Source organism: Pseudomonas sp. AK-TSAG1-1 (assembly GCF_056821665.1).
This window is the reverse complement of record NZ_CM165965.1, coordinates 4,758,230-4,779,093: the sequence shown is the minus strand read 5'-3', so window position 1 is coordinate 4,779,093 and position 20,864 is coordinate 4,758,230. Positions and strand designations below refer to the sequence as shown.

Here is a 20,864-nt window from a genome sequence, read left to right as displayed (position 1 = left end):
TGATAACGAGACGAACGGGCAAGTGCCGGACAGTAAAAAAAGCCCCGCGACACGCTGATCAATGCGCGCGTCGCAGGGCCGTCCGGATCAGATGTCCCAGACCAGATTGATCGCGAAATTGCGGCCCGGTTGGGTCAGGCGATCGAGGTTGGCCGGTTGCGTCACCGAGGCTTCGCCGACGCTGTCGTAACCGCGCACGTCATCCCATTGCCAGTACTTTTTGTCTGTCAGGTTGTAGATGCCGCCGCTGACGGTGACGTCGTCGGTGACCTTGTAATAGCCAGCCAGATCGAGAATGCCGAAGCCTGGGGTCTTGAACTGGCTGCTGACGCCATCCGGTGACTTGAAGTTGCTGTCGTCGACGCGGTCTTTTTTCTTCACCACGGTCCAGCTCAACAGGCCGCCGTAGTTGTCCTGGTCGTAACCCAGACCGAAGACGCCGGTCAGCGGATTGACGCTGTTGAGCGGCTCGCCGTTGTCGTTGTTGCGGCCGTAGGCGTAGGAGATCGAACCCTGTGTGTACAGGCCTTGCGGTGCGCCGAACGAATCCAGATTCAAGCGGCCTTTGACTTCGGCACCCTTGATGGTCGCGTGCTTGATGTTGCTCGACTGGAAGGTCAGCTCGTCGTAGCCCGGGGTGACCGCGTCCTCGTTGATGAAGTCGCGGTACTTGTTATAGAACACCGCCACGTCGAACGAGCCTTGCTCGAAGTTGCCGCGCAGGCCGGTTTCGTAGCTTTTGCTTTTCTCCGGTTCAAGGTTCGGGTTCGGCGCCACGTTGTAGCCGGTGGTGCTGTTTTCGAAGCGGCCATACAACGCTTTTGCGGTCGGGGTCCGGAAGCCTTCAGCGTACTGGCCGTACCAGGTGTAGTTGTCGGTCAGGGCGTAGGTCAGGCCAAACTTCGGCGAGACCTTATGCCAGGTCTTGTTCTCGTCGCTGACTGTACCTTTGCCATCAGCAGCCACGGTGTTGAGGAATTCCTGGGTGATGTGCGGCTTGAGCTGGGTGTAGTCATAGCGCAGGCCCGGCAGGAAGGTCCATTTGTTCCAACTGATCTGATCCTGGGCGAACAGGCTGTAGGTGTTGATGGTCGGGTCCGGGAAGTCGCTGGACTTCTTCAGTACATCCGCTGCGCTGGTGGCGCCGATGGCGGTGCAGCCACGACCGACTGCCAGGCACTTGCCGTCGCCGCTGCGCGAACCGGTGACTTTCTGCTGTTTGATGGTGGTGCCGTAGGTCAGCACGTGATCGGTGTCACCGAGGGCAAACGCCTTGTCCAGTTGCGCATCGAATACCCACTGCTTTTCCTCGTAGATCGTGTCGCGAGTACGCAAGACTTTGCGCGACATCGGGTAATAGAACTCTTCAGTGCTTTGGTCGGTCTTGGCGATCTGGTGGTTGAGGTTCCACTTCACGTTGTCGACCAGCAGGCTGTCGAGGGCGAAGCGATGTTCGATGCCGAAACGTTCACGAGTGATGGTGTCGTTGCCGGTGCGCCACTGGTACATGCCGCCGGGCAGCATGCTGTCGGGAATGGTCGGGGCGCCGTTGAAGTACGGGCCGCCGTAGGCGCTTTTCTGGTCGGTGTCGCGATCGTCCTTGTACTTTTCGTAGGTCAGGCCCAGGCGCGAATCTTCGTTGTAGTTCCAGCCGATCTTGGCCAATACGTTGCTGGCTTTGACGTCTTCCGGGTTGGCGGCGGTGCGCTCAAGGCCGGTGCCGTTGTTGCTGCCGTAGGAGTCGGTTTCATGACCGTCGCGCTGGCTGTAATGCAGCAAGCCGTCGAACTGCTCGGCGCGGCCGGCGACGGTGGCGGACTTCAACCAGCTCTCATCGGCGGAGCTGTAACCGGTTTTCAGGCGGGCGCCGACGTCTTTACCGGGCTTGATGATGTCGTCCGGGTCGAGGGTGTAGTAGCTGACGGCGCCGCCGATGGCGTTGCTGCCGTACAGTACCGAGGCCGGACCACGGAGGATTTCCACGCGTTTGACGATTTCCGGATCGACGTAGTTGCGCTGGGTCTTGGCGTACGGGCCGTTGAAGAAACCGTCTGGTACTTCGACGCCATCAACCTGGGTCAGGATGCGGTCGCCGTCGATGCCTCGGATGTTGTAGCCGCTGATCCCGCCGCGCTGGCCGGCGCCGCCGACGGAGACGCCCGGTTCATAGCGCACCAGATCCTTGATGGTGTTGACGTTGTTGCGATCCAGATCCTCGCGGGTCTGCACGGTGACGGTGGCCGGCACGCTGTTGACCGACTGTTCCTGACGGGTGGCGCTGATGGTCACTTGATCCAGATTGAGTGTGCCGCTGTTGTTGCGCTTTTCCAGCACCACGTTGTTGTTGCTCAGCTTGCGGACGCTCAGGTTCGTCCCCACCAACAGGCGCTCCAGGGCTTTTTCCGGCGGCAGTGAACCGCGCACACCCGGCGACGACACGCCCTGACCCAGTTCTGCTGGCAAGCCGATCTGCCAGCCAGTCACGGCGGTGAAGGCATTAAGCGCTGACACCAGCGGCTGCTGGCCGATAGAGAACGAATAATTGCCCATGCTGCGTGCCGGCTGTTCGGTGGCAGCCATCAGCGGTGCAGTGCCGGCCATCAGAATGGCGGCCGTCAGCAACGACAATACGCGGGAAGGGGAAGCAGTCTGGCGGGTAAGGCGAGAGGACATCGATAGCGCTCCGTGTCGCACGAATCTTTATAGGTGCTGATTCACGTCAGAAGATGCGAATCAATTGCATTGGCTATAACGAGACGAACGGGATTCGGCTATCGAGTAAAAATAATTCTCATTTAGTTCAGAATCACCAGTGCGGGGAATTCCTGCAAGCGCGCCGATGTGATGTGGGCGAGGGAGCGCACTACGTCCAGCGGCTGGTCGAGGCGGTAGTTGCCGGTGACGTTGACGTCGGCCAACTGCTCGTTGGTGTTGATGATCCAGCCCGGGTAGTAGCGGCGCAGTTCGGCCAGCACCTTGTCGAGCGGGCAGTTCTCGAAGATCAACCGACCTTGTACCCAGGCCAGATCCGTGGCGGTATCGAGTTTGACCGGACGATCGAAACCGTTGGGGCCGATGCGGATGCTCTCCCCGGCGGTCAAACGCACCCGCGCATCGTTGTGCGTGGCGCGCAGATCGACATCGCCGCGTTGCACGTTGACCTGCGCCACGCCGTCCAGATAACGCACGGCGAACGCAGTGTCGCGCACGCTGGCCTGTACCGGGCCTGCGTCGATTTCCAGCGGTTGAGCCCGGTTGGCGGCAATCTCGAAAAACGCTTCGCCCTGATACAACCGTGCGACGCGCTGGCGTTCATTGATGGTGCTGGAGAACGCCGAGTTGGTGTTGAGCAACACCTTGGAACCGTCTTCCAGTTGCAGGCGTTGGCGCTCGCCGACCACGGTCAGGTGATCGGCCTGAATGCGCATCGGCAGGTTACTGAAACTGAACAGGCCGAGGATCAATACGGCGGCGGTCGCCAGCGGCTTCCAGTGCGGGCGCAGACGTTTGAGCAAGGTTACTTTCGCAGGCTTTGCGGCGAGATTCTGCGCACATTGCACCACTTGCGGGCCATCCCAGATCGCCTGCGCCTTGGCGAACGCCTCGGCATTCAACGGATCGGCCGCCAGCCACGCGTGAAACTGCCGGGTCTGCTCATCGTCCGGACTGCCAAGCACGATGAGCCAGTCCAGAGCCTGGTCCATTGCACTGGCGGCATCCTGCGCCGTGTCGGGCGAAAGCGAGCGGTGGGTGTCCGTCACGGTGGGTCCTCGAGCTTTTGCAAAGCAGTTTCAAGTTTCACGCTACAAGCTGCAAGCTAAAGCTCGTTCCCGCGTCGAGACTTCCATTCTTTGGCTTGCCGCTCGAAGCTCACAGCTTGCCGCTGCCGTCATGCCGTTCGGCGACACCGATGCAGATCGACATGATCAGTTTGAGTTCCTTCTGCACGGTACTGAGCGACACGTTCAGCTCGTCGGCGATTTCCTGGTAGCTGTGCCCGTGCAGGCGGCTGAGGATGAAAATCTGCTGCTGGCGTGGGCTGAGTTGACTGAGGCTCACGTTCAGGCGCTCCAGCAATTGTTCGGCGTGGGCGGCGTCTTCGGCGCTGCTGGTGGGGGCGGCGATGCTGTGCACCACGTCCTGCGGCACGTCATCGACCATGGTGCGCGAACGGATCTTGCGCGCACGCAAGTGATCCAGCGCCAGGTTGCGCGCGGTCTGGAACACAAAAGGTTCAAGGTGATCGATGGCGCGTTCGCTCAGCGCCCGCGTGACGCGCAGGTAGGTTTCCTGCAGCAGGTCTTCGGCGGTGCTGTGGTTGTTGACCATCCGCTCGATCGTGCGCAGCAGGGACGTGCGCTGAGAGAGGAAGACGTGATTGAAGCGCGATTGACTCACGGGGGAACCTGATCCATTTCGAGCGAATGATAATGCTTATCATCTATTCGAATGGTCAAGTGTTGATTTCAGATTGAAATCAAAAACCTGTGGGAGCGGGCTGGCTCGCGAAAGCGTCGTGTCAGGCAACAAATGTATTGACTGACCTACCGCATTCGCGAGCAGGCTCGCTCCCACATTGGGATTGGGGATTACTCCGCGTTGCACAGCGCCAGGCAGTTATCCAGCATGCGGTTGGAGAAGCCCCATTCGTTGTCGTACCAGGCCAGCACTTTCAGCAGTTTGCCGCTGGCTTTGGTGTGGTTGGCGTCGAAGATCGACGACAGCGGGTTGTGATTGAAGTCGCTGGAAACCAGCGGCAACGTGTTGTAACCCAAAATTTTCGAGTGCTGGCTGGCAGCCTTCAGCAGCGCGTTGACTTCGTCGGCCGAGGCTTCACGCTTGAGCTGCACGGTCAGGTCGACCAGCGACACATTGATCACCGGCACCCGCACGGCCATGCCGGTCAATTTGCCGGCCAGTTCCGGCAGCACCAGGCCCACTGCTTCGGCGGCACCGGTCTTGCTCGGGATCATGTTCTGCGTGGCCGAACGCGCGCGGTAAGGGTCGGTGTGGTAGACGTCGGTCAGGTTCTGGTCGTTGGTGTAGGCGTGAATGGTGGTCATCAGACCGCTTTCGATTCCCAGCTCGCGATGCAGCACCTGCGCCACGGGCGCTAGGCAGTTGGTGGTGCACGAAGCGTTGGAGATGATCTGGTGCGACTGGCGCAGAATGTCGTGGTTTACACCATAAACGACGGTGGCGTCCGCGCCTTTGGCCGGTGCCGAGATGATGACTTTGCGCGCGCCGGCAGTAATATGCGCGGCCGCCTTGGCGCGGTCGGTAAACAGACCGGTGCATTCGAACACCACATCAATCTTTTCCGCAGCCCATGGCAGTTCGGCCGGGTTGCGGATGGCGCTGACCGAAATGCGGTCGCCATTGACCGTCAGGCTTTCGTTGTCATGGGCCACTTCGGCGTCGAATGTGCCGTGAACGGTGTCGTATTTGAGCAGATGGGCGTTGATGGCGCTGTCGCCCAGGTCGTTGATGGCGACGATCTGCAAATCCTGTCGATAGCCTTGGGTATACAGTGCGCGCAGGACATTACGGCCGATGCGGCCAAAACCATTGATTGCGATTCGAAGAGTCATTGAACAGCGCCGTCGTCGTTTTGTTGTTGGAATTACAAGATTATTCGCATAAAAATAGAAAACAAGCCTTTTTAGTGGCAATATTTTGTTTTATCTACAACGAGTGACCTGAATCAACTGGTCCGAATGGTCAAAAAAGCCGTCTGTCATTCCAACAACAACGGCGTTTGATCAGCATAGACAATCAGGTCGCCACATCCGTTAGCCTGGAGTTCTACACATGCATCCCCGCGTTCTTGAGGTCACCGAACGGCTTACCGCCCGCAGCCGCGCCACGCGTCAGGCTTACCTTGCACTGATTCGCGGCGCCGCCACTGACGGGCCGATGCGCGGCAAGCTGCAATGCGCCAACTTCGCCCACGGCGTGGCCGGGTGTGGCAGCGAAGACAAGCACAGCCTGCGGATGATGAACTCGGCGAACATCGCCATTGTTTCTTCCTATAACGACATGCTCTCGGCGCACCAGCCGTACGAAGTGTTCCCTGAACAGATCAAGAACGCCCTGCGCGAAATCGGCTCGGTCGGCCAGTTCGCTGGTGGTACGCCAGCGATGTGCGATGGCGTGACCCAGGGCGAGCCGGGCATGGAGCTGAGCCTGCCAAGCCGTGAAGTGATCGCCATGTCCACGGCGGTGGCGCTGTCGCACAACATGTTCGACGGCGCGCTGATGCTCGGCATCTGCGACAAGATCGTGCCGGGCCTGATGATGGGCTCGCTGCGCTTCGGTCATCTGCCGACGATTTTCGTCCCGGGCGGGCCAATGGTCTCGGGGATTTCCAACAAGGAAAAAGCCGACGTGCGGCAGAAGTACGCCGAAGGCAAGGCGACCCGCGAAGAGCTGCTGGAATCGGAAATGAAGTCCTACCACAGCCCGGGCACCTGCACCTTCTACGGCACCGCCAACACCAACCAGTTGCTGATGGAAGTCATGGGCCTGCACTTGCCGGGCGCGTCTTTCGTCAACCCGAATACCCCGCTGCGTGAGGCCCTGACCCGCGAAGCCGCGCATCAGGTCACGCGCCTGACCAAGCAGAACGGCAATTTCATGCCGATCGGCGAAATCGTCGACGAGAAGGCGCTGGTCAACTCGATCGTTGCGTTGCACGCCACCGGCGGTTCGACCAACCACACCCTGCACATGCCGGCCATCGCCATGGCGGCGGGCATTCAATTGACCTGGCAGGACATGGCCGACCTCTCCGAAGTCGTGCCGACCCTGAGCCACGTCTACCCGAACGGCAAGGCCGACATCAACCACTTCCAGGCGGCGGGCGGCATGTCGTTCCTGATCCGTGAACTGCTCGAAGCGGGCCTGCTGCACGAAGACGTCAACACCGTGCTCGGCCATGGCCTGAGCCGTTACACCAAAGAACCGTTCCTCGATAACGGTGAGCTGGTGTGGCGCGAAGGCCCGATCGAAAGCCTCGACGAAAATATCCTGCGTCCGGTCGCCCGAGCGTTCTCGGCCGAGGGTGGTCTGCGGGTGATGGAAGGCAACCTCGGACGTGGCGTGATGAAAGTCTCCGCTGTCGCGCTGGAAAACCAGATCGTCGAAGCGCCGGCCATGGTGTTCCAGGACCAGCAGGATCTGGCCGATGCGTTCAAGGCTGGTCTGCTGGAGAAGGATTTCGTTGCGGTGATGCGCTTCCAGGGCCCGCGTTCCAACGGCATGCCCGAGCTGCACAAGATGACGCCGTTCCTCGGCGTGCTGCAGGATCGCGGCTTCAAAGTCGCGCTGGTCACCGACGGGCGCATGTCCGGCGCCTCGGGGAAAATCCCGGCGGCGATTCACGTCAGCCCTGAAGCTTATGTCGGCGGCGCTTTGGCGCGGGTGCAAGAGGGCGATATCATCCGCGTCGATGGCGTCAAAGGCACTTTGGAACTCAAGGTCGACGCCGCCGAATTTGCAGCGCGCGAACCCGCCAAAGGCCTGTTGGGCAACAACATCGGCAGCGGTCGCGAACTGTTTGGCTTCATGCGTTTGGCCTTCAGCTCGGCGGAGCAGGGCGCCAGCGCCTTCACTTCTGCCCTGGAGACGCTTAATTGAAACTGGCTTTGGTCGGTGATATCGGAGGCACCAACGCGCGGTTCGCGTTGTGGAAAAACCAGCAACTGGAATCGGTTCAAGTGCTGGCCACGGCCGACCACGCCAGCCCGGAAGAGGCGATCAGCCTGTACCTGAGCGGCCTCGGTCTGGCGCCGGGGGCGATCGGTTCGGTGTGCCTGTCGGTGGCGGGGCCGGTGAGTGGTGATGAATTCAAGTTCACCAACAATCACTGGCGCCTGAGCCGCACGGCGTTCTGCAAGACCTTGCAGGTCGAGCAACTGCTGCTGATCAACGACTTCTCGGCGATGGCGCTGGGCATGACCCGCTTGCAGCCCGGCGAATTTCGCGTGGTCTGCGAAGGCACGCCGGAGCCATTGCGTCCGGCGGTGGTGATCGGCCCGGGCACTGGCCTGGGCGTCGGCACGTTGCTCGATCTGGGCGAAGGCAGGTTTGCCGCATTGCCGGGGGAGGGCGGCCACGTCGATCTGCCGCTGAGCAGTCCGCGAGAAACCCAACTCTGGCAGCACATCCACAACGAAATCGGCCACGTCAGCGCGGAAACCGCGTTGAGCGGAGGTGGATTGCCACGGGTTTACCGGGCGATCTGTGCGGTGGATGGTCACGCGCCAACGCTTGATACACCGGAAGCGATCACCGCCGCCGGTCTGGCGGGTGATCCGATTGCGCTGGAAGTGCTGGAGCAGTTCTGCTGCTGGCTCGGCCGCGTGGCTGGCAACAACGTGCTGACCACCGGTGGGCGTGGCGGGGTGTACATCGTTGGCGGGGTGATTCCACGCTTTGCCGACTTCTTCCTCGAAAGCGGTTTTGCCCGCAGCTTCGCTGACAAGGGCTGCATGAGTGATTACTTCAAGGGCATTCCGGTGTGGCTGGTGACGGCGCCGTATTCCGGGCTTGTCGGTGCCGGTGTGGCGCTGGAGCAATCAATCCCTGCCTGAAACACGATCAAAATTGTGGGAGCGGGCTTGCTCGCGAATGCGGTGTATCAGAGACATTCAAGGTGACTGACTCAGCGCTTTCGCGAGCAAGCCCGCTCCCACAGTGGTTCTGTGGTGTTTGCAAGTTCGATGCTTAAGGCATAATCCGCCCCAATTCCAACAACAAGGATGCCTTCGAAGTGAGCTCAGTCAACAAGTCGATATTGTTGGTCGATGACGACCAGGAAATACGCGAGTTGCTGGAAACCTACCTGACCCGTGCCGGGTTTCAGGTACGGGCCACGGCCGATGGCGCCAGTTTCCGCCAGGCACTCAACGAGGCGCCCAGCGATCTGGTGATCCTCGATGTGATGCTGCCCGACGAGGACGGCTTCAGCCTGTGCCGCTGGGTGCGCCAGCATCCGCGTCAGGCGCAGGTGCCGATCATCATGCTCACCGCCAGTTCCGACGAGGCCGACCGGGTGATCGGTCTGGAGCTCGGCGCTGACGATTACCTCGGCAAACCTTTCAGCCCCCGCGAACTGCAGGCGCGGATCAAGGCGTTGCTGCGTCGTGCGCAGTTCGGTCAGGAGCGCAGCGGCAGTGAGGTGCTGGCCTTCGACGAGTGGCGGCTGGACATGGTCAGCCATCGGCTGTTTCACACCGACGGCGAGGAAGTGATTCTCTCCGGCGCCGACTTCGCCTTGCTCAAACTGTTTCTCGATCACCCGCAGGAAATCCTCGACCGCGACACCATCGGCAACGCCACCCGTGGCCGTGACCTGATGCCGTTGGATCGCATCGTCGACATGGCGGTCAGCCGCTTGCGCCAGCGCCTGCGCGACACGGAAAAACCGCCACGCCTGATCCGCACCGTGCGCGGCAGTGGCTACCAACTGGCAGCCAATGTGGTTGCCGGCAATGGTCACTGAGTCCCTGCGTCGGCTCGCCAGCAGGGTGCCGGTACCGCGTTCGCTGCTCGGGCGAATGCTGCTGCTGACCTTGTTGGCGGTGCTGTTTGCGCAGACGCTGTCGAGCGTGATCTGGGTTTCGCAACTGCGCGCGACCCAGCTCGAAGGCCTGGTCACCAGCGCCCGCAGCCTCGCTCATTCGATGACCGCCAGCGTCAGTTATTTCCGTTCGCTGCCGGTGGCGTACCGCCCGCTGGTGCTCGACCAGTTGCGCAGCATGGGCGGCACCCGTTTCGTGGTGACGCTCAACGACAAACCACTGGGCATGGACGTGTTGCCCGTCACACCGCGCAAGGCCGCTGTGATGCAAGCAGTGGACGAAGTGCTGCGCCAGTCGCTCGGCCATGACACCGACATCTCGGTCAGTTTCGTCAGCCCCGAGGATCTGCGGATCTTCAACGCCGGGCTGAAACTCGACGAACTGCCGCGCTCCTGGGCCCATTACGCGCTGACCCTGGAGCCGGTGAATCCGCCGGTGCTGGTCACGCAGATCCAGATGGCGCCGGGAGAATGGCTGTACATCGCGTCGCTGTTGCCTGAGCCCTACACCAGTCTTGAAGAACAAGGCCTGCCGGCGCAGCAGGTGTGGTTCATCGTGCTCACCAGCGGCTTTTTGCTGTTGTTCATCGGTCTGCTGGTGCACTGGCAGAGCCGACCGCTCAAGCGTCTGGCGCGGGCGGCGCGGGATCTGTCGCTGGGGGCCGATGTCGAGCCAGTGGCCGAGGGCGGCGGCAGTGAAGTGGTGGAAGTGGGCCGTGCCTTCAACACGATGCGCGAGCGCATCAGCCGTTACCTGACCGAACGCAGCCAGTTGTTCAGTGCGATTTCCCATGATCTGCGCACGCCGATCACCCGCCTGCGCTTGCGCGTCGAACTGCTGGAGGATGAGCAACTGCAAGCCAAGTTCGGCCGCGATCTGGATGAGCTTGAGTTGCTGGTCAAAGGTGCGCTGCAGTGCGTGAAAGACACCGACATCCACGAGAACATCGAGCCGGTGGACTTGAACCATGTGCTCGACTGTCTGGTGGAGCCGTATCTGGCACCCAACGGCAATGGCCGCGTGACCCAGCAAGGCAAGGCGCTGGCGGCGTATCCGGGCAAGCCTTTGGCGTTGAAGCGTTGCATCGGCAACCTGATCGACAACGCGTTGAAATACGGGCAGAACGCTCATCTGCACATCGACGACGATGAGCGCGCGTTTGTCCTGCACGTCGACGATGAAGGCCCGGGTGTGCCGGAGCAACGGCTGGAGCAGGTGTTCGAGCCGCACTTTCGGTTGGCGGGGCAGCAGCAGGGGTATGGTCTGGGGTTGGGGATTGCACGCAACATCGCTCACAGCCATGGCGGCGAGGTGACGCTGCAGAATCTGCGTGAAGGTGGGTTGCGGGTGACGTTGCAGTTGCCGCGCAGTGTTGATTAGTCAGACCGCGTTATCGTTCTTCGCGAGCAGGCTCGCTCCCACAGGTGGTGGCGCTCCATCTGGAGGAGCGCGGTCAACGTGGGAGCGAGCCTGCTCGCGAAGGCGCCAGCCGATACACCATAAATGTCACGGACTGGTGACAAAACCCGCCCCCTTCGTTACATGACCACCCCGGCCCGTTGTTTAGACTCCTCGCAGTCATAACAACAAAAAAGGCCACCCATGGATCTTTTTCACCCAGGCTTCAGCAGTTGGCTGAACGCCCCTGCCCACCAGCAATGGCTCGCCGACGAAGGTCTGCGCCTGCTGGCATTCGCCAGGAACTCCAGACTGCCCGAAGGTTTCGGCAACCTCGACGAGCGCGGCCGTTTGCCTGCGCACGCGCACGCCGAAACCATGAACACCGCGCGCATGACCCACAGCTTCGCCATGGCCCATATTCAGGGGCTGCCGGGGTTCGCCGAACTGGTCGATCACGGCATCGCGGCCCTGCGCGGCCCGTTGCGTGATGCGCTGCATGGCGGCTGGTTTGCGGTCGCCGAACACCGCGATGGCAACACCGGCAAGAATGCTTATCTGCATGCCTTCGTGGCGTTGGCAGCCAGCTCTGCGGTGGTCGCGCAACGTCCCGGCGCGCAAGCGTTGCTGGATGACGCCATCGACATCATCGACACTTATTTCTGGTGCGAAGAAGAGGGCGCCATGCGCGAATTCTTCAACCGCGACTGGCGCGAAGAAGAAGCCTATCGCGGCGCCAACAGCAACATGCACGCCACCGAAGCGTTCCTTGCGCTGGCGGACGTCACTGAAGATCCACGCTGGCTGGTGCGCGCGCAACGCATCGTCGAACGGGTGATTCACGGTCACGCCGCTGCCAACGGATTCATGGTCATCGAACACTTCGACCGTGACTGGCAACCGCTGCGCGAGTACAACCACGACAATCCGGCCGACGGCTTCCGTCCTTACGGCACCACGCCGGGCCACGGTTTCGAGTGGGCGCGGCTGTTGCTGCACCTTGAAGCGGCGCGGGTCCAGGCCGGCATGCTCACCCCCGGTTGGCTTGCAACCGATGCGCAGAAACTCTTCGAGCAGAACTGCCGCCACGGCTGGGACGTCGATGGCGCACCGGGGATCGTCTACACCCTGGACTGGGACAACAAAGCCGTGGTGCGCCATCGCCTGCACTGGACACATGCCGAGGCCAGCGCCGCTGCAAGTGCCTTGCTCAAGCGCACCGGCGATGCGCAATACGAAACCTGGTACCGGCTGTTCTGGGAATTCTGCGAAAGCCATTTCATCGACCGTTGCGACGGCAGCTGGCACCACGAACTCAACCCGCAAAACATGCCAAGCGCCGATATCTGGGCGGGCAAACCCGATCTCTACCACGCGTGGCAGGCGGTGCTGATTCCTCGTCTACCCTTGTCACCCAGTATGGCCACTGCGCTGGCGCAGTCGTCCCAGAGCGCTGCCCTGCACCGGCATGTGTAACCATGTGGTGACATTTGCGCGTCCCTTCGTTACCTGCGAAGGGAATCGCCCTGTTTAAACTCCTGTGCAGCGCAAGCACCAGACTTGCATGCATAACAACAAGAAAGGTACATCTCAGATGAATGCGATTTCTCGCCTCGCTACTGTCATTTCTGTCGCCTCCCTGTTCCCGCTCGCAATTCTGCCTCTCAGTGTTTCCGCTGCCGAATCCAAAGGTTCGGTCGAAGTCGTGCACTGGTGGACGTCCGGTGGCGAAAAAGCCGCCGTTGATGTGCTCAAGGCCCAAGTCGAAAAAGACGGTTTCACCTGGAAAGACGGCGCTGTCGCCGGCGGTGGCGGTGCAACTGCCATGACTGTGCTGAAAAGCCGCGCCGTGGCCGGTAACCCGCCAGGCGTCGCCCAGATCAAAGGCCCGGACATCCAGGAATGGGCGTCCACCGGTCTGCTCGACACCGACGTGCTGAAAGACGTCGCCAAGTCGGAAAAGTGGGACAGCCTGCTCGACAAGAAAGTCTCCGATACCGTGAAGTACGACGGTGATTACGTGGCCGTGCCGGTGAACATTCACCGCGTGAACTGGCTGTGGATCAACCCGGAAGTCTTCAAGAAAGCCGGTATCACCAAGAACCCGACCACCCTCGAAGAATTCTACGCCGCCGGCGACAAGCTCAAGGCTGCGGGCTTCATCCCGCTGGCCCACGGCGGTCAACCCTGGCAGGACAGCACCGTGTTCGAAGCCGTGGTGCTCTCGGTCATGGGAGTTGATGGCTACAAGAAAGCCCTGGTCGATCTGGACAACAAGGCGCTGACCGGCCCGGAAATGGTCAAGGCCCTGACCGAACTGAAGAAAGTCGCAACCTACATGGACCAGGACGGCAAAGGCCAGGACTGGAACCTGGAAGCGGCGAAAGTCATCAACGGCAAGGCCGGCATGCAGATCATGGGTGACTGGGCCAAGTCCGAATGGACCGCCGCCAAGAAAGTCGCCGGCAAGGACTACGAGTGCGTAGCGTTCCCGGGCACCGACAAGGCGTTCACCTACAACATCGACTCCCTTGCTGTGTTCAAGCAGAAGGACGCGGGCACCGCGGCCGGTCAGCAGGACATCGCCAAAGTGGTGCTGGGTGAAAACTTCCAGAAAGTCTTCAGCATCAACAAAGGCTCGATCCCGGTTCGCAACGACATGTTGAACAACATGGACAAGCTCGGCTTCGATTCCTGCGCCCAGACCGCTGCCAAGGACTTCCTGGCGGACGCCAAGTCCGGCGGCCTGCAGCCAAGCATGGCGCACAACATGGCGACCACGCTGGCCGTGCAGGGCGCGTTCTTTGATGTCGTGACCAACTACATCAACGACCCGAAAGCCGACCCGGCCGATGCTGCGAAGAAACTCGGCGCAGCGGTGCAGTCAGCCAAGTAACCGTCAGTAGCGCAGGCCCCTCCCTGTGGGAGCGGGCTTGCTCGCGAAGGCGTCGTGTCAGTTGCTCCATCCGTCGACTGACACACCGATTTCGCGAGCAAGCCCGCTCCCACAAGGGAACTCACCGTAGTTTTATTCCCTGTACTGGATTTTCCCATGAGTTCTGTTGCTGTGTTCAGCAAGGCCTCGCCGTTCGATGCGCTGCAGCGCTGGCTACCGAAACTGGTGCTGGCGCCGAGCATGTTCATCGTGCTGGTGGGCTTCTATGGCTACATCCTGTGGACGTTCGTGCTGTCGTTCACCACCTCGACCTTCCTGCCGAACTACAAGTGGGCGGGGCTGGCGCAATACGCACGGCTGTTCGACAACGACCGCTGGTGGGTGGCGAGCAAGAACCTCGCGGTGTTCGGTGGCATGTTCATCGGCATCACCCTGGTGATCGGCGTGCTGCTGGCGGTGTTCCTCGACCAGCGCATCCGTCGCGAAGGCTTTATCCGCACCATTTACCTGTACCCGATGGCGCTCTCGATGATCGTCACCGGTACCGCGTGGAAATGGCTGCTCAACCCGGGCATGGGCCTGGACAAATTATTGCGTGACTGGGGCTGGGAAGGTTTCCGTCTCGACTGGCTGATCGACCCTGATCGCGTGGTCTATTGCCTGGTGATCGCCGCTGTGTGGCAAGCCTCGGGCTTCATCATGGCGATGTTCCTTGCCGGCCTGCGTGGCGTTGATCAATCGATCATCCGTGCGGCGCAGATCGATGGCGCGAGCATGCCGACCATCTACTGGAAAGTGGTGCTGCCAAGCCTGCGTCCGGTGTTCTTCAGTGCGGTAATGATCCTGGCGCACATCGCGATCAAGAGCTTCGACCTGGTCGCGGCGATGACCGCCGGTGGTCCGGGTTATTCCTCCGACCTGCCAGCGATGTTCATGTATTCCTTTACCTTCAGTCGCGGCCAGATGGGCATGGGCTCGGCCAGTGCAATTCTGATGCTCGGTGCGATCCTCGCGATCATCGTGCCTTACCTGTATTCCGAGCTGAGGACCAAGCGCAATGACTAGTCTCGCTGCCAAACCTGCCTTCAGCCTGAGCCGCGTGGCGATCTACGCGGTGCTGATCCTCGCGGTATTGCTGTACCTGATCCCGCTGGTGGTGATGCTGCTGACCAGCTTCAAGACCCCGGAAGACATCAGCACCGGCAACCTGCTGAGCTGGCCGACCGTGGTCAGCGGCATCGGCTGGGTCAAGGCCTGGGCCACAGTCGACGGTTACTTCTGGAACTCGATCAAGATCACCGTTCCTGCGGTCATCATCTCCACCGCCATCGGTGCGTTGAACGGTTACGTGCTGTCGTTCTGGCGCTTCCGTGGTTCGCAGTTGTTCTTCGGTCTGCTGTTGTTCGGCTGCTTCCTGCCATTCCAGACCGTGTTGCTGCCGGCGTCGTTCACCCTCGGCAAGATGGGCCTGGCAAGCACCACCACTGGCCTGGTGTTTGTCCACGTGGTTTACGGTCTGGCGTTTACTACGCTGTTCTTCCGTAACTACTACGTGAGCATTCCTGATGCACTGGTCAAAGCTGCACGTCTGGATGGCGCGGGTTTCTTCACGATTTTCCGCCGCATCATTCTGCCGATGTCGACCCCGATCATCATGGTCTGCCTGATCTGGCAGTTCACCCAGATCTGGAACGACTTCCTGTTTGGTGTGGTGTTCTCCAGCGGTGATTCGCAGCCGATTACGGTCGCGCTGAACAACCTGGTCAACACCAGCACCGGCGCCAAGGAATACAACGTTGATATGGCAGCGGCGATGATCGCCGGGCTGCCGACCCTGCTGGTCTATGTGGTCGCAGGCAAGTATTTCGTGCGCGGGCTGACGGCCGGCGCAGTCAAGGGGTAATCATGGCAACGCTCGAACTTCGCAACGTAAACAAGACCTACGGTGCCGGCCTGCCGGACACCCTGAAGAACATCGAACTGTCGATCAAGGACGGTGAGTTCCTGATCCTGGTCGGTCCGTCGGGCTGCGGCAAGTCGACCCTGATGAACTGCATCGCCGGCCTCGAAACCATCACCGGTGGCGCGATCATGATCGGCGATCAGGACGTCAGCGGCATGAGCCCGAAGGATCGCGACATCGCCATGGTGTTCCAGTCCTACGCGCTGTACCCGACCATGAGCGTGCGCGAGAACATCGAGTTCGGTCTGAAGATCCGCAAGATGCCGCAGTCAGCGATCGATGAAGAAGTGGCACGCGTAGCCAAGCTGCTGCAGATCGAACACCTGCTCAATCGCAAGCCGGGCCAGCTCTCCGGTGGTCAGCAACAGCGTGTGGCGATGGGCCGTGCGCTGGCGCGGCGGCCGAAGATTTATCTGTTCGACGAACCGCTGTCCAACCTCGACGCCAAGCTGCGCGTCGAGATGCGCACCGAAATGAAGCTGATGCACCAGCGTCTGAAAACCACCACCGTTTACGTGACCCACGACCAGATCGAAGCGATGACCCTGGGCGACAAAGTGGCGGTGATGAAGGACGGGATCATCCAGCAGTTCGGCACGCCGAAAGAGATCTACAACGATCCGGCCAACCTGTTCGTGGCGAGCTTCATCGGTTCGCCGCCGATGAACTTCATCCCGCTGCGCCTGCAACGCAAGGACGGTCGCCTGCTGGCGCTGCTCGACAGCGGTCAGGCGCGTTGTGAGTTGCCGATGAGCATGCAGGACGCCGGGCTGGAAGATCGCGAAGTGATCCTCGGCCTGCGCCCGGAGCAGATCGTCCTGGCGAACGGCGAGGGCAATGGCCTGCCGAGCATCAAGGCCGAGGTGCAGGTCACCGAGCCGACCGGTCCGGACACCCTGGTGTTCGTCAACCTGAATGAAACCAAGGTCTGCTGTCGTCTGGCACCGGACGTGGCACCGCAGGTGGGCGAGACCCTGACACTGCAGTTCGATCCGTCGAAAGTGTTGTTGTTTGATGCCAAGACTGGCGAGCGTCTGGGCGTTGCGGGCCAGGCGCAAACCGAAGCGCGGTCGGCGAACGTGGCGCAATTCAAGGGCCGCTGAAGAACAAGGTGGGAGCAGGCTTGCTCGCGAAAGCGGAGTGTCAGGCAATACATATGTCGACTGACATGACGCCTTCGCGAGCAAGCCCGCTCCCACAGGGGAAAAGTGGTGTTCGGCCTGTCGTTCACCGCACTTTTATGTAAACCACGTTGGAAAAAAACAGTTAATAACAATAAAGACGAGGATGTAGGGATGAAAAAGAAACACGTCAATGCCCGGTTGATCTGCCAAGTGTCAGCTGCGGCGGCATTGGTGCTGGCCGGCAATGCAATGGCTGCCGATGCATTCAGCTCCGATTCGAAATGGATGACTGGCGACTGGGGTGGCGAGCGTACCAAGCTGATCGAGCAAGGTATCGACATCAAAGCTGATTACGTCGGGGAAATGGGCGCCAACCTGCATGGCGGCTATAACGACGACAAGACCGGCCGCTACAGCGACCAGTTCGGTCTGGGCGTGGCGCTGGACCTGCAAAAGCTCTGGGGCTGGGACAACACTCAGGCCAAGATCCAGCTGACCAACCGTAACGGTCAAAACATCTCCAACGACCGTGTTGGCGATCCCCGTGCCGGCACCTTGTCGTCGTCGCAGGAAGTCTACGGTCGTGGCCACATGGTGCGTCTGACCCAGTTGTGGATTCAGCACCAGTTCTTCGACAACAAGCTCGACGTCAAGGCCGGTTACTTCGGTGAAGGCGAAGACTTCAATACCTTCCCGTGCGAATTCCAGAACCTGGCGTTCTGCGGCTCGCAAGTGGGTAACTGGGCGACCAACATCTGGTACAACTGGCCTGTCAGCCAGGCCGCGATCCGCGTGAAGTACAACATCAACGACGAGCTCTACGCACAAATCGGCGCGTACAACCAGAACCCGTCGCAACTGGAACACGGCAACGGTTTCAAACTCAGCGGCAGCGGCACCGCCGGTACTGTGTTGCCGGTCGAGCTGGTCTGGTCGCCTAAGGTCAACAGCCTGCCGGGCGAATACCGTGTCGGTTACTACAAGAGCACCGCTGACGCCAATGACGTGCGTGAAGACGCCAACGGCAACGACGCAGCGACCACCGGTGATGCCTACCGCGTACACAACAGCAAGCACGGTTACTGGTTCGTCGCGCAGCAGCAACTCACCAGCCACAACGGTGATGTGACTCGCGGTCTGAACATTGCCGCCAACGCGACCTTCCACGACAAGGACACCAACTTCATCGACAACTACCAGTCGCTGATGTTTGTCTACAAAGGCCCGTTCGACGCGCGTCCGAAGGATGACGTTGGCATCGGTGCGGCGCGTATCCACGTCAACGATGATGTGAAGAAAAACGCCGAGCTGCTGAATGCTTCCAACGGTGTCTCGGATTACGACAATCCGGTGTTCTCGCCAATTCGTGATACTGAATACAACTACGAGATCAACTACGGCTTCCACGTCACCAACTGGCTGACGGTGCGTCCTAACCTGCAATACATCACCCATCCGGGCGGTGTTGATGCGGTGGACAACGCTTTGGTCGCTGGCCTGAAAATTCAGTCGGTGTTCTAACGCGTCTGCGATAAGCTCCTCTCTATGTGCGCATATTTGCGGACGGCCAAGGCTGTCCGCTTTTTTTTGGGGACAGGCGCCCCCCTGTGAAAGACGAGTTCAGGACCGTGGCCAATGCATGAGCATCCGCTGCAACGCTTCTTCAAATCCCTGCGTGAACAACCGGTGTTCGCCTGGGAGCGCTATCAGATGCGCGATGTGCTGGTGATTGATCATCCGCTGTGCCAGGCGGTGTTCAGTCGTCAGGGCGCGCAATTGCTGCACTTTCAGCCACGCGGACAGAAACCGTGGTTGTGGTGTGCGGCGAAGTGGCCGCATGTCGGTGCCATTCGCGGTGGCGTGCCGGTGTGCTGGCCGTGGTATGGCCGTCATCCGAGCGAAAACGCCTGGCCGTCCCATGGCTGGGCGCGGCTCCTCGACTGGAAACTGATCGACAGCAGCAGTGCCGACGATGGCGTGCGCCTGCATTGGCAGTTGCAGTTGTGCGACTGGCAGGCAGACCTGCACGCCCACCTGGGCGAACGCATGGACTTGCGCCTGAGCACCGAGCATCAGGACGACATGCCGTGCCAGTTGAGCCAGGCTTTGCATGCTTACTGGCGTATTGGCGATGTCGGTGAGATAGCGCTGTCTGGGCTCGAAGGCGCGCAAGGATATGACCAGTTGAGCCGCCAGTCTTGCCAGCAGGAAGGCGAATTGCGCGTCGATGGCGGTTGTCAGCGGGTGTTCCAGCATGACGGCGAATTGCAACTGAAAGATCACGCCTGGCAGCGCGAGCTGTGCATTGATACGGGCGACAGCGCCGACACGGTGGTCTGGCATCCGGGTTCGCGGCCGTTGCTGGGCGTGAGCTGGGATGAGGTGAGCGAGTTTGTCTGTGTCGAAGCGGCGGCGGGTGGGACGGACAGCCTGCATCTGGCGCCGGGAGAGAAGGCGCATTTGAGCTTGCAGGCGTGGGCGGCGGCCTAGATTTTCGGTGAGTCGGCTGACCCCTTCGCGAGCAAGCCCGCTCCCACAGGGGGCTGCATTCCATCTGGAGTAATACAGTCGAGTGTGGGAGTTTGTCTGTGTCGAAGCGGCGGCGGGTGGGACGGACAGCCTGCATCTGGCGCCGGGAGAGAAAGCGCATTTGAGCTTGCAGGCGTGGGCGGCGGCCTAGATTTTCGGTGAGTCGGCTGACCCCTTCGCGAGCAAGCCCGCTCCCACAGGTGACTGCATTCCATCTGGAGAAATACAGTCGAGTGTGGGAGCGGGCTTGCTCGCGAAGAGGCCGGATCAATCAGCCGAGATTCTGGATCAGTTGAACTCGTCACCCACCGGATACCGGCTGGCATTCAAACTCTCTTTGATCTTGCGCAGATGCGGCTGGAAATCCACGCCACGACGCAAGGTCATCCCGGTCGCCAGCACATCAAGCACGGTCAACTGAATGATCCGTGACGTCATCGGCATATAAATGTCGGTGTCTTCCGGCAGCGGAATATTCAGGCTCAAGGTACTCGCCTTGGCCAGCGGCGAATTCTCCGCCGTCAGACCCAGCACCGAAGCCCCGTTCTCCCGAGCAATGCGTGCCACTTCCACCAGTTCACGCGTACGCCCGGTGTAGGAAATGATCACGAACAGTTCGCCGGTGTGCGCCACCGACGCAATCATTCGCTGCATCAGCACATCGGCATGCGCGGTGACCGCCAGATTGAAACGGAAGAATTTGTGCTGCGCATCCAGCGCCACCGGCGCCGAAGCGCCGAGGCCGAAGAAGTGGATCTGCCGCGCCTGAATCAACAGGTCGACGGCGCGGCTGATCAGGTTCGGGTCCAGCGCCTGGCAAGCGCTGTCCAGCGAGGCGATGGCGCTGCCGAAGATCTTCTGCGTGTACGCCTCGGGATTGTCATCGGCCTCGACCGCACGGCTGACATACGCCGCGCCACTGGCCAGGCTCTGCGCCAGTTGCAGCTTGAGTTCAGGGTAGCCGCTGACACCGAACGAACGGCAGAAACGGTTGACCGTCGGCTCGCTCACCGACGCCGCCTGGGCGAGGGCGGCGATGCTGAAGCGGGTGGCCTGCTGCGGGTTGAGCAGGATCACCTCGGCGACTTTGCGTTCGGCCTTGTTCAGCTCTTCAAGGCGACTCTGGATCTGTTCCAGTAAATTTCGCACGCGGTCCATATGGAATTCCTAATTCACCTGCGCAAAGGTGCGCCGGGCTATGCAAATTGGGCCTTTGATGTGGCCCGTGACGGTGGCCTATCCTACTGATGGCTCCGACCGACCACCACTCGGAATCTGTATTTTGCGAAAATGTTGTGGTTATTACTACATTTTCCCTTGAGTGATGCCTTGAAAAAAGGTATTTGTAGCTTAACTTGATAAAAGAACAA

General features: G+C 60.6%; 16 protein-coding genes and 1 pseudogene. 12 read left to right on the top strand and 5 right to left on the bottom strand.

Translation table 11 applies throughout. The features are described 5' to 3' along the window. Positions 1–87 precede the first annotated feature (87 nt). From AC1UK9_RS21630 to gap, 4 genes are all read right to left on the bottom strand, one after another. Positions 88–2,673, bottom strand: coding sequence for a TonB-dependent receptor (locus tag AC1UK9_RS21630; protein ID WP_482578474.1), 2,586 nt, complete (start codon positions 2,671–2,673; stop codon positions 88–90). Positions 2,674–2,795: 122 nt separating this feature from the next. After that, positions 2,796–3,761 (bottom strand): FecR family protein, encoded by a 966-nt coding sequence (locus AC1UK9_RS21625; RefSeq protein WP_482578473.1) that lies wholly within the window; start codon positions 3,759–3,761, stop codon positions 2,796–2,798. Positions 3,762–3,870: 109 nt separating this feature from the next. Next, positions 3,871–4,398 (bottom strand): RNA polymerase sigma factor, encoded by a 528-nt coding sequence (locus tag AC1UK9_RS21620; protein WP_025112817.1) that lies wholly within the window; start codon positions 4,396–4,398, stop codon positions 3,871–3,873. Between the two features lie 191 nt (positions 4,399–4,589). Then, positions 4,590–5,591, bottom strand: a complete 1,002-nt coding sequence (gap, locus tag AC1UK9_RS21615; protein WP_025112818.1) for a type I glyceraldehyde-3-phosphate dehydrogenase — start codon at positions 5,589–5,591, stop codon at positions 4,590–4,592. A gap of 220 nt (positions 5,592–5,811) precedes the next feature. On the opposite strand from gap, the gene edd reads away from it, so the two are divergent. The 12 genes and pseudogenes from edd to AC1UK9_RS21555 form a co-directional block, all read left to right on the top strand. Continuing rightward, positions 5,812–7,638, top strand: coding sequence for a phosphogluconate dehydratase (gene edd, locus AC1UK9_RS21610; protein ID WP_482578472.1), 1,827 nt, complete (start codon positions 5,812–5,814; stop codon positions 7,636–7,638). Further along, positions 7,635–8,594, top strand: coding sequence for a glucokinase (locus tag AC1UK9_RS21605; RefSeq protein WP_482578471.1), 960 nt, complete (start codon positions 7,635–7,637; stop codon positions 8,592–8,594). Before edd ends, AC1UK9_RS21605 begins: the two co-directional genes overlap by 4 nt. Before the next feature lie 179 nt (positions 8,595–8,773). Continuing rightward, positions 8,774–9,505 carry a response regulator gene (locus AC1UK9_RS21600; protein WP_025112821.1) on the top strand — a complete coding sequence of 244 codons (732 nt, stop codon included), beginning with the start codon at positions 8,774–8,776 and terminating at the stop codon, positions 9,503–9,505. Then, the gene (locus tag AC1UK9_RS21595) at positions 9,495–10,964 is read left to right on the top strand and encodes an ATP-binding protein (RefSeq protein WP_025112822.1); all 1,470 of its coding nucleotides are present in this window, start codon (positions 9,495–9,497) and stop codon (positions 10,962–10,964) included. The genes AC1UK9_RS21600 and AC1UK9_RS21595 overlap by 11 nt, the downstream gene beginning before the upstream one ends. Positions 10,965–11,186: 222 nt before the next feature. Beyond that, positions 11,187–12,458 (top strand): D-mannose isomerase, encoded by a 1,272-nt coding sequence (locus AC1UK9_RS21590; RefSeq protein WP_482578470.1) that lies wholly within the window; start codon positions 11,187–11,189, stop codon positions 12,456–12,458. A gap of 118 nt (positions 12,459–12,576) precedes the next feature. After that, positions 12,577–13,878 (top strand): ABC transporter substrate-binding protein, encoded by a 1,302-nt coding sequence (locus tag AC1UK9_RS21585; protein WP_473013365.1) that lies wholly within the window; start codon positions 12,577–12,579, stop codon positions 13,876–13,878. A 156-nt stretch (positions 13,879–14,034) separates the two neighbouring features. Beyond that, the gene (locus AC1UK9_RS21580) at positions 14,035–14,943 is read left to right on the top strand and encodes a carbohydrate ABC transporter permease (protein ID WP_007917874.1); all 909 of its coding nucleotides are present in this window, start codon (positions 14,035–14,037) and stop codon (positions 14,941–14,943) included. Further along, positions 14,936–15,781, top strand: coding sequence for a carbohydrate ABC transporter permease (locus AC1UK9_RS21575; protein WP_025112825.1), 846 nt, complete (start codon positions 14,936–14,938; stop codon positions 15,779–15,781). Before AC1UK9_RS21580 ends, AC1UK9_RS21575 begins: the two co-directional genes overlap by 8 nt. A 2-nt stretch (positions 15,782–15,783) precedes the next feature. Continuing rightward, positions 15,784–16,944 carry an ABC transporter ATP-binding protein gene (locus AC1UK9_RS21570; RefSeq protein WP_025112826.1) on the top strand — a complete coding sequence of 387 codons (1,161 nt, stop codon included), beginning with the start codon at positions 15,784–15,786 and terminating at the stop codon, positions 16,942–16,944. Between the two features lie 192 nt (positions 16,945–17,136). Continuing rightward, the gene (locus AC1UK9_RS21565) at positions 17,137–18,486 is read left to right on the top strand and encodes a carbohydrate porin (protein ID WP_482578469.1); all 1,350 of its coding nucleotides are present in this window, start codon (positions 17,137–17,139) and stop codon (positions 18,484–18,486) included. 114 nt (positions 18,487–18,600) lie between these two features. Then, positions 18,601–19,455: a D-hexose-6-phosphate mutarotase gene (locus AC1UK9_RS21560; protein WP_025112828.1), complete on the top strand. Its 855-nt coding sequence runs from the start codon at positions 18,601–18,603 to the stop codon at positions 19,453–19,455. Positions 19,456–19,540: 85 nt separating this feature from the next. Further along, positions 19,541–19,645: pseudogene (locus tag AC1UK9_RS21555) on the top strand (D-hexose-6-phosphate mutarotase); the annotation flags it as partial. A gap of 137 nt (positions 19,646–19,782) precedes the next feature. Here the strand turns inward: AC1UK9_RS21555 and AC1UK9_RS21550 are convergent. Beyond that, positions 19,783–20,643: a MurR/RpiR family transcriptional regulator gene (locus AC1UK9_RS21550; protein ID WP_169842436.1), complete on the bottom strand. Its 861-nt coding sequence runs from the start codon at positions 20,641–20,643 to the stop codon at positions 19,783–19,785. Positions 20,644–20,864: the final 221 nt, after the last annotated feature.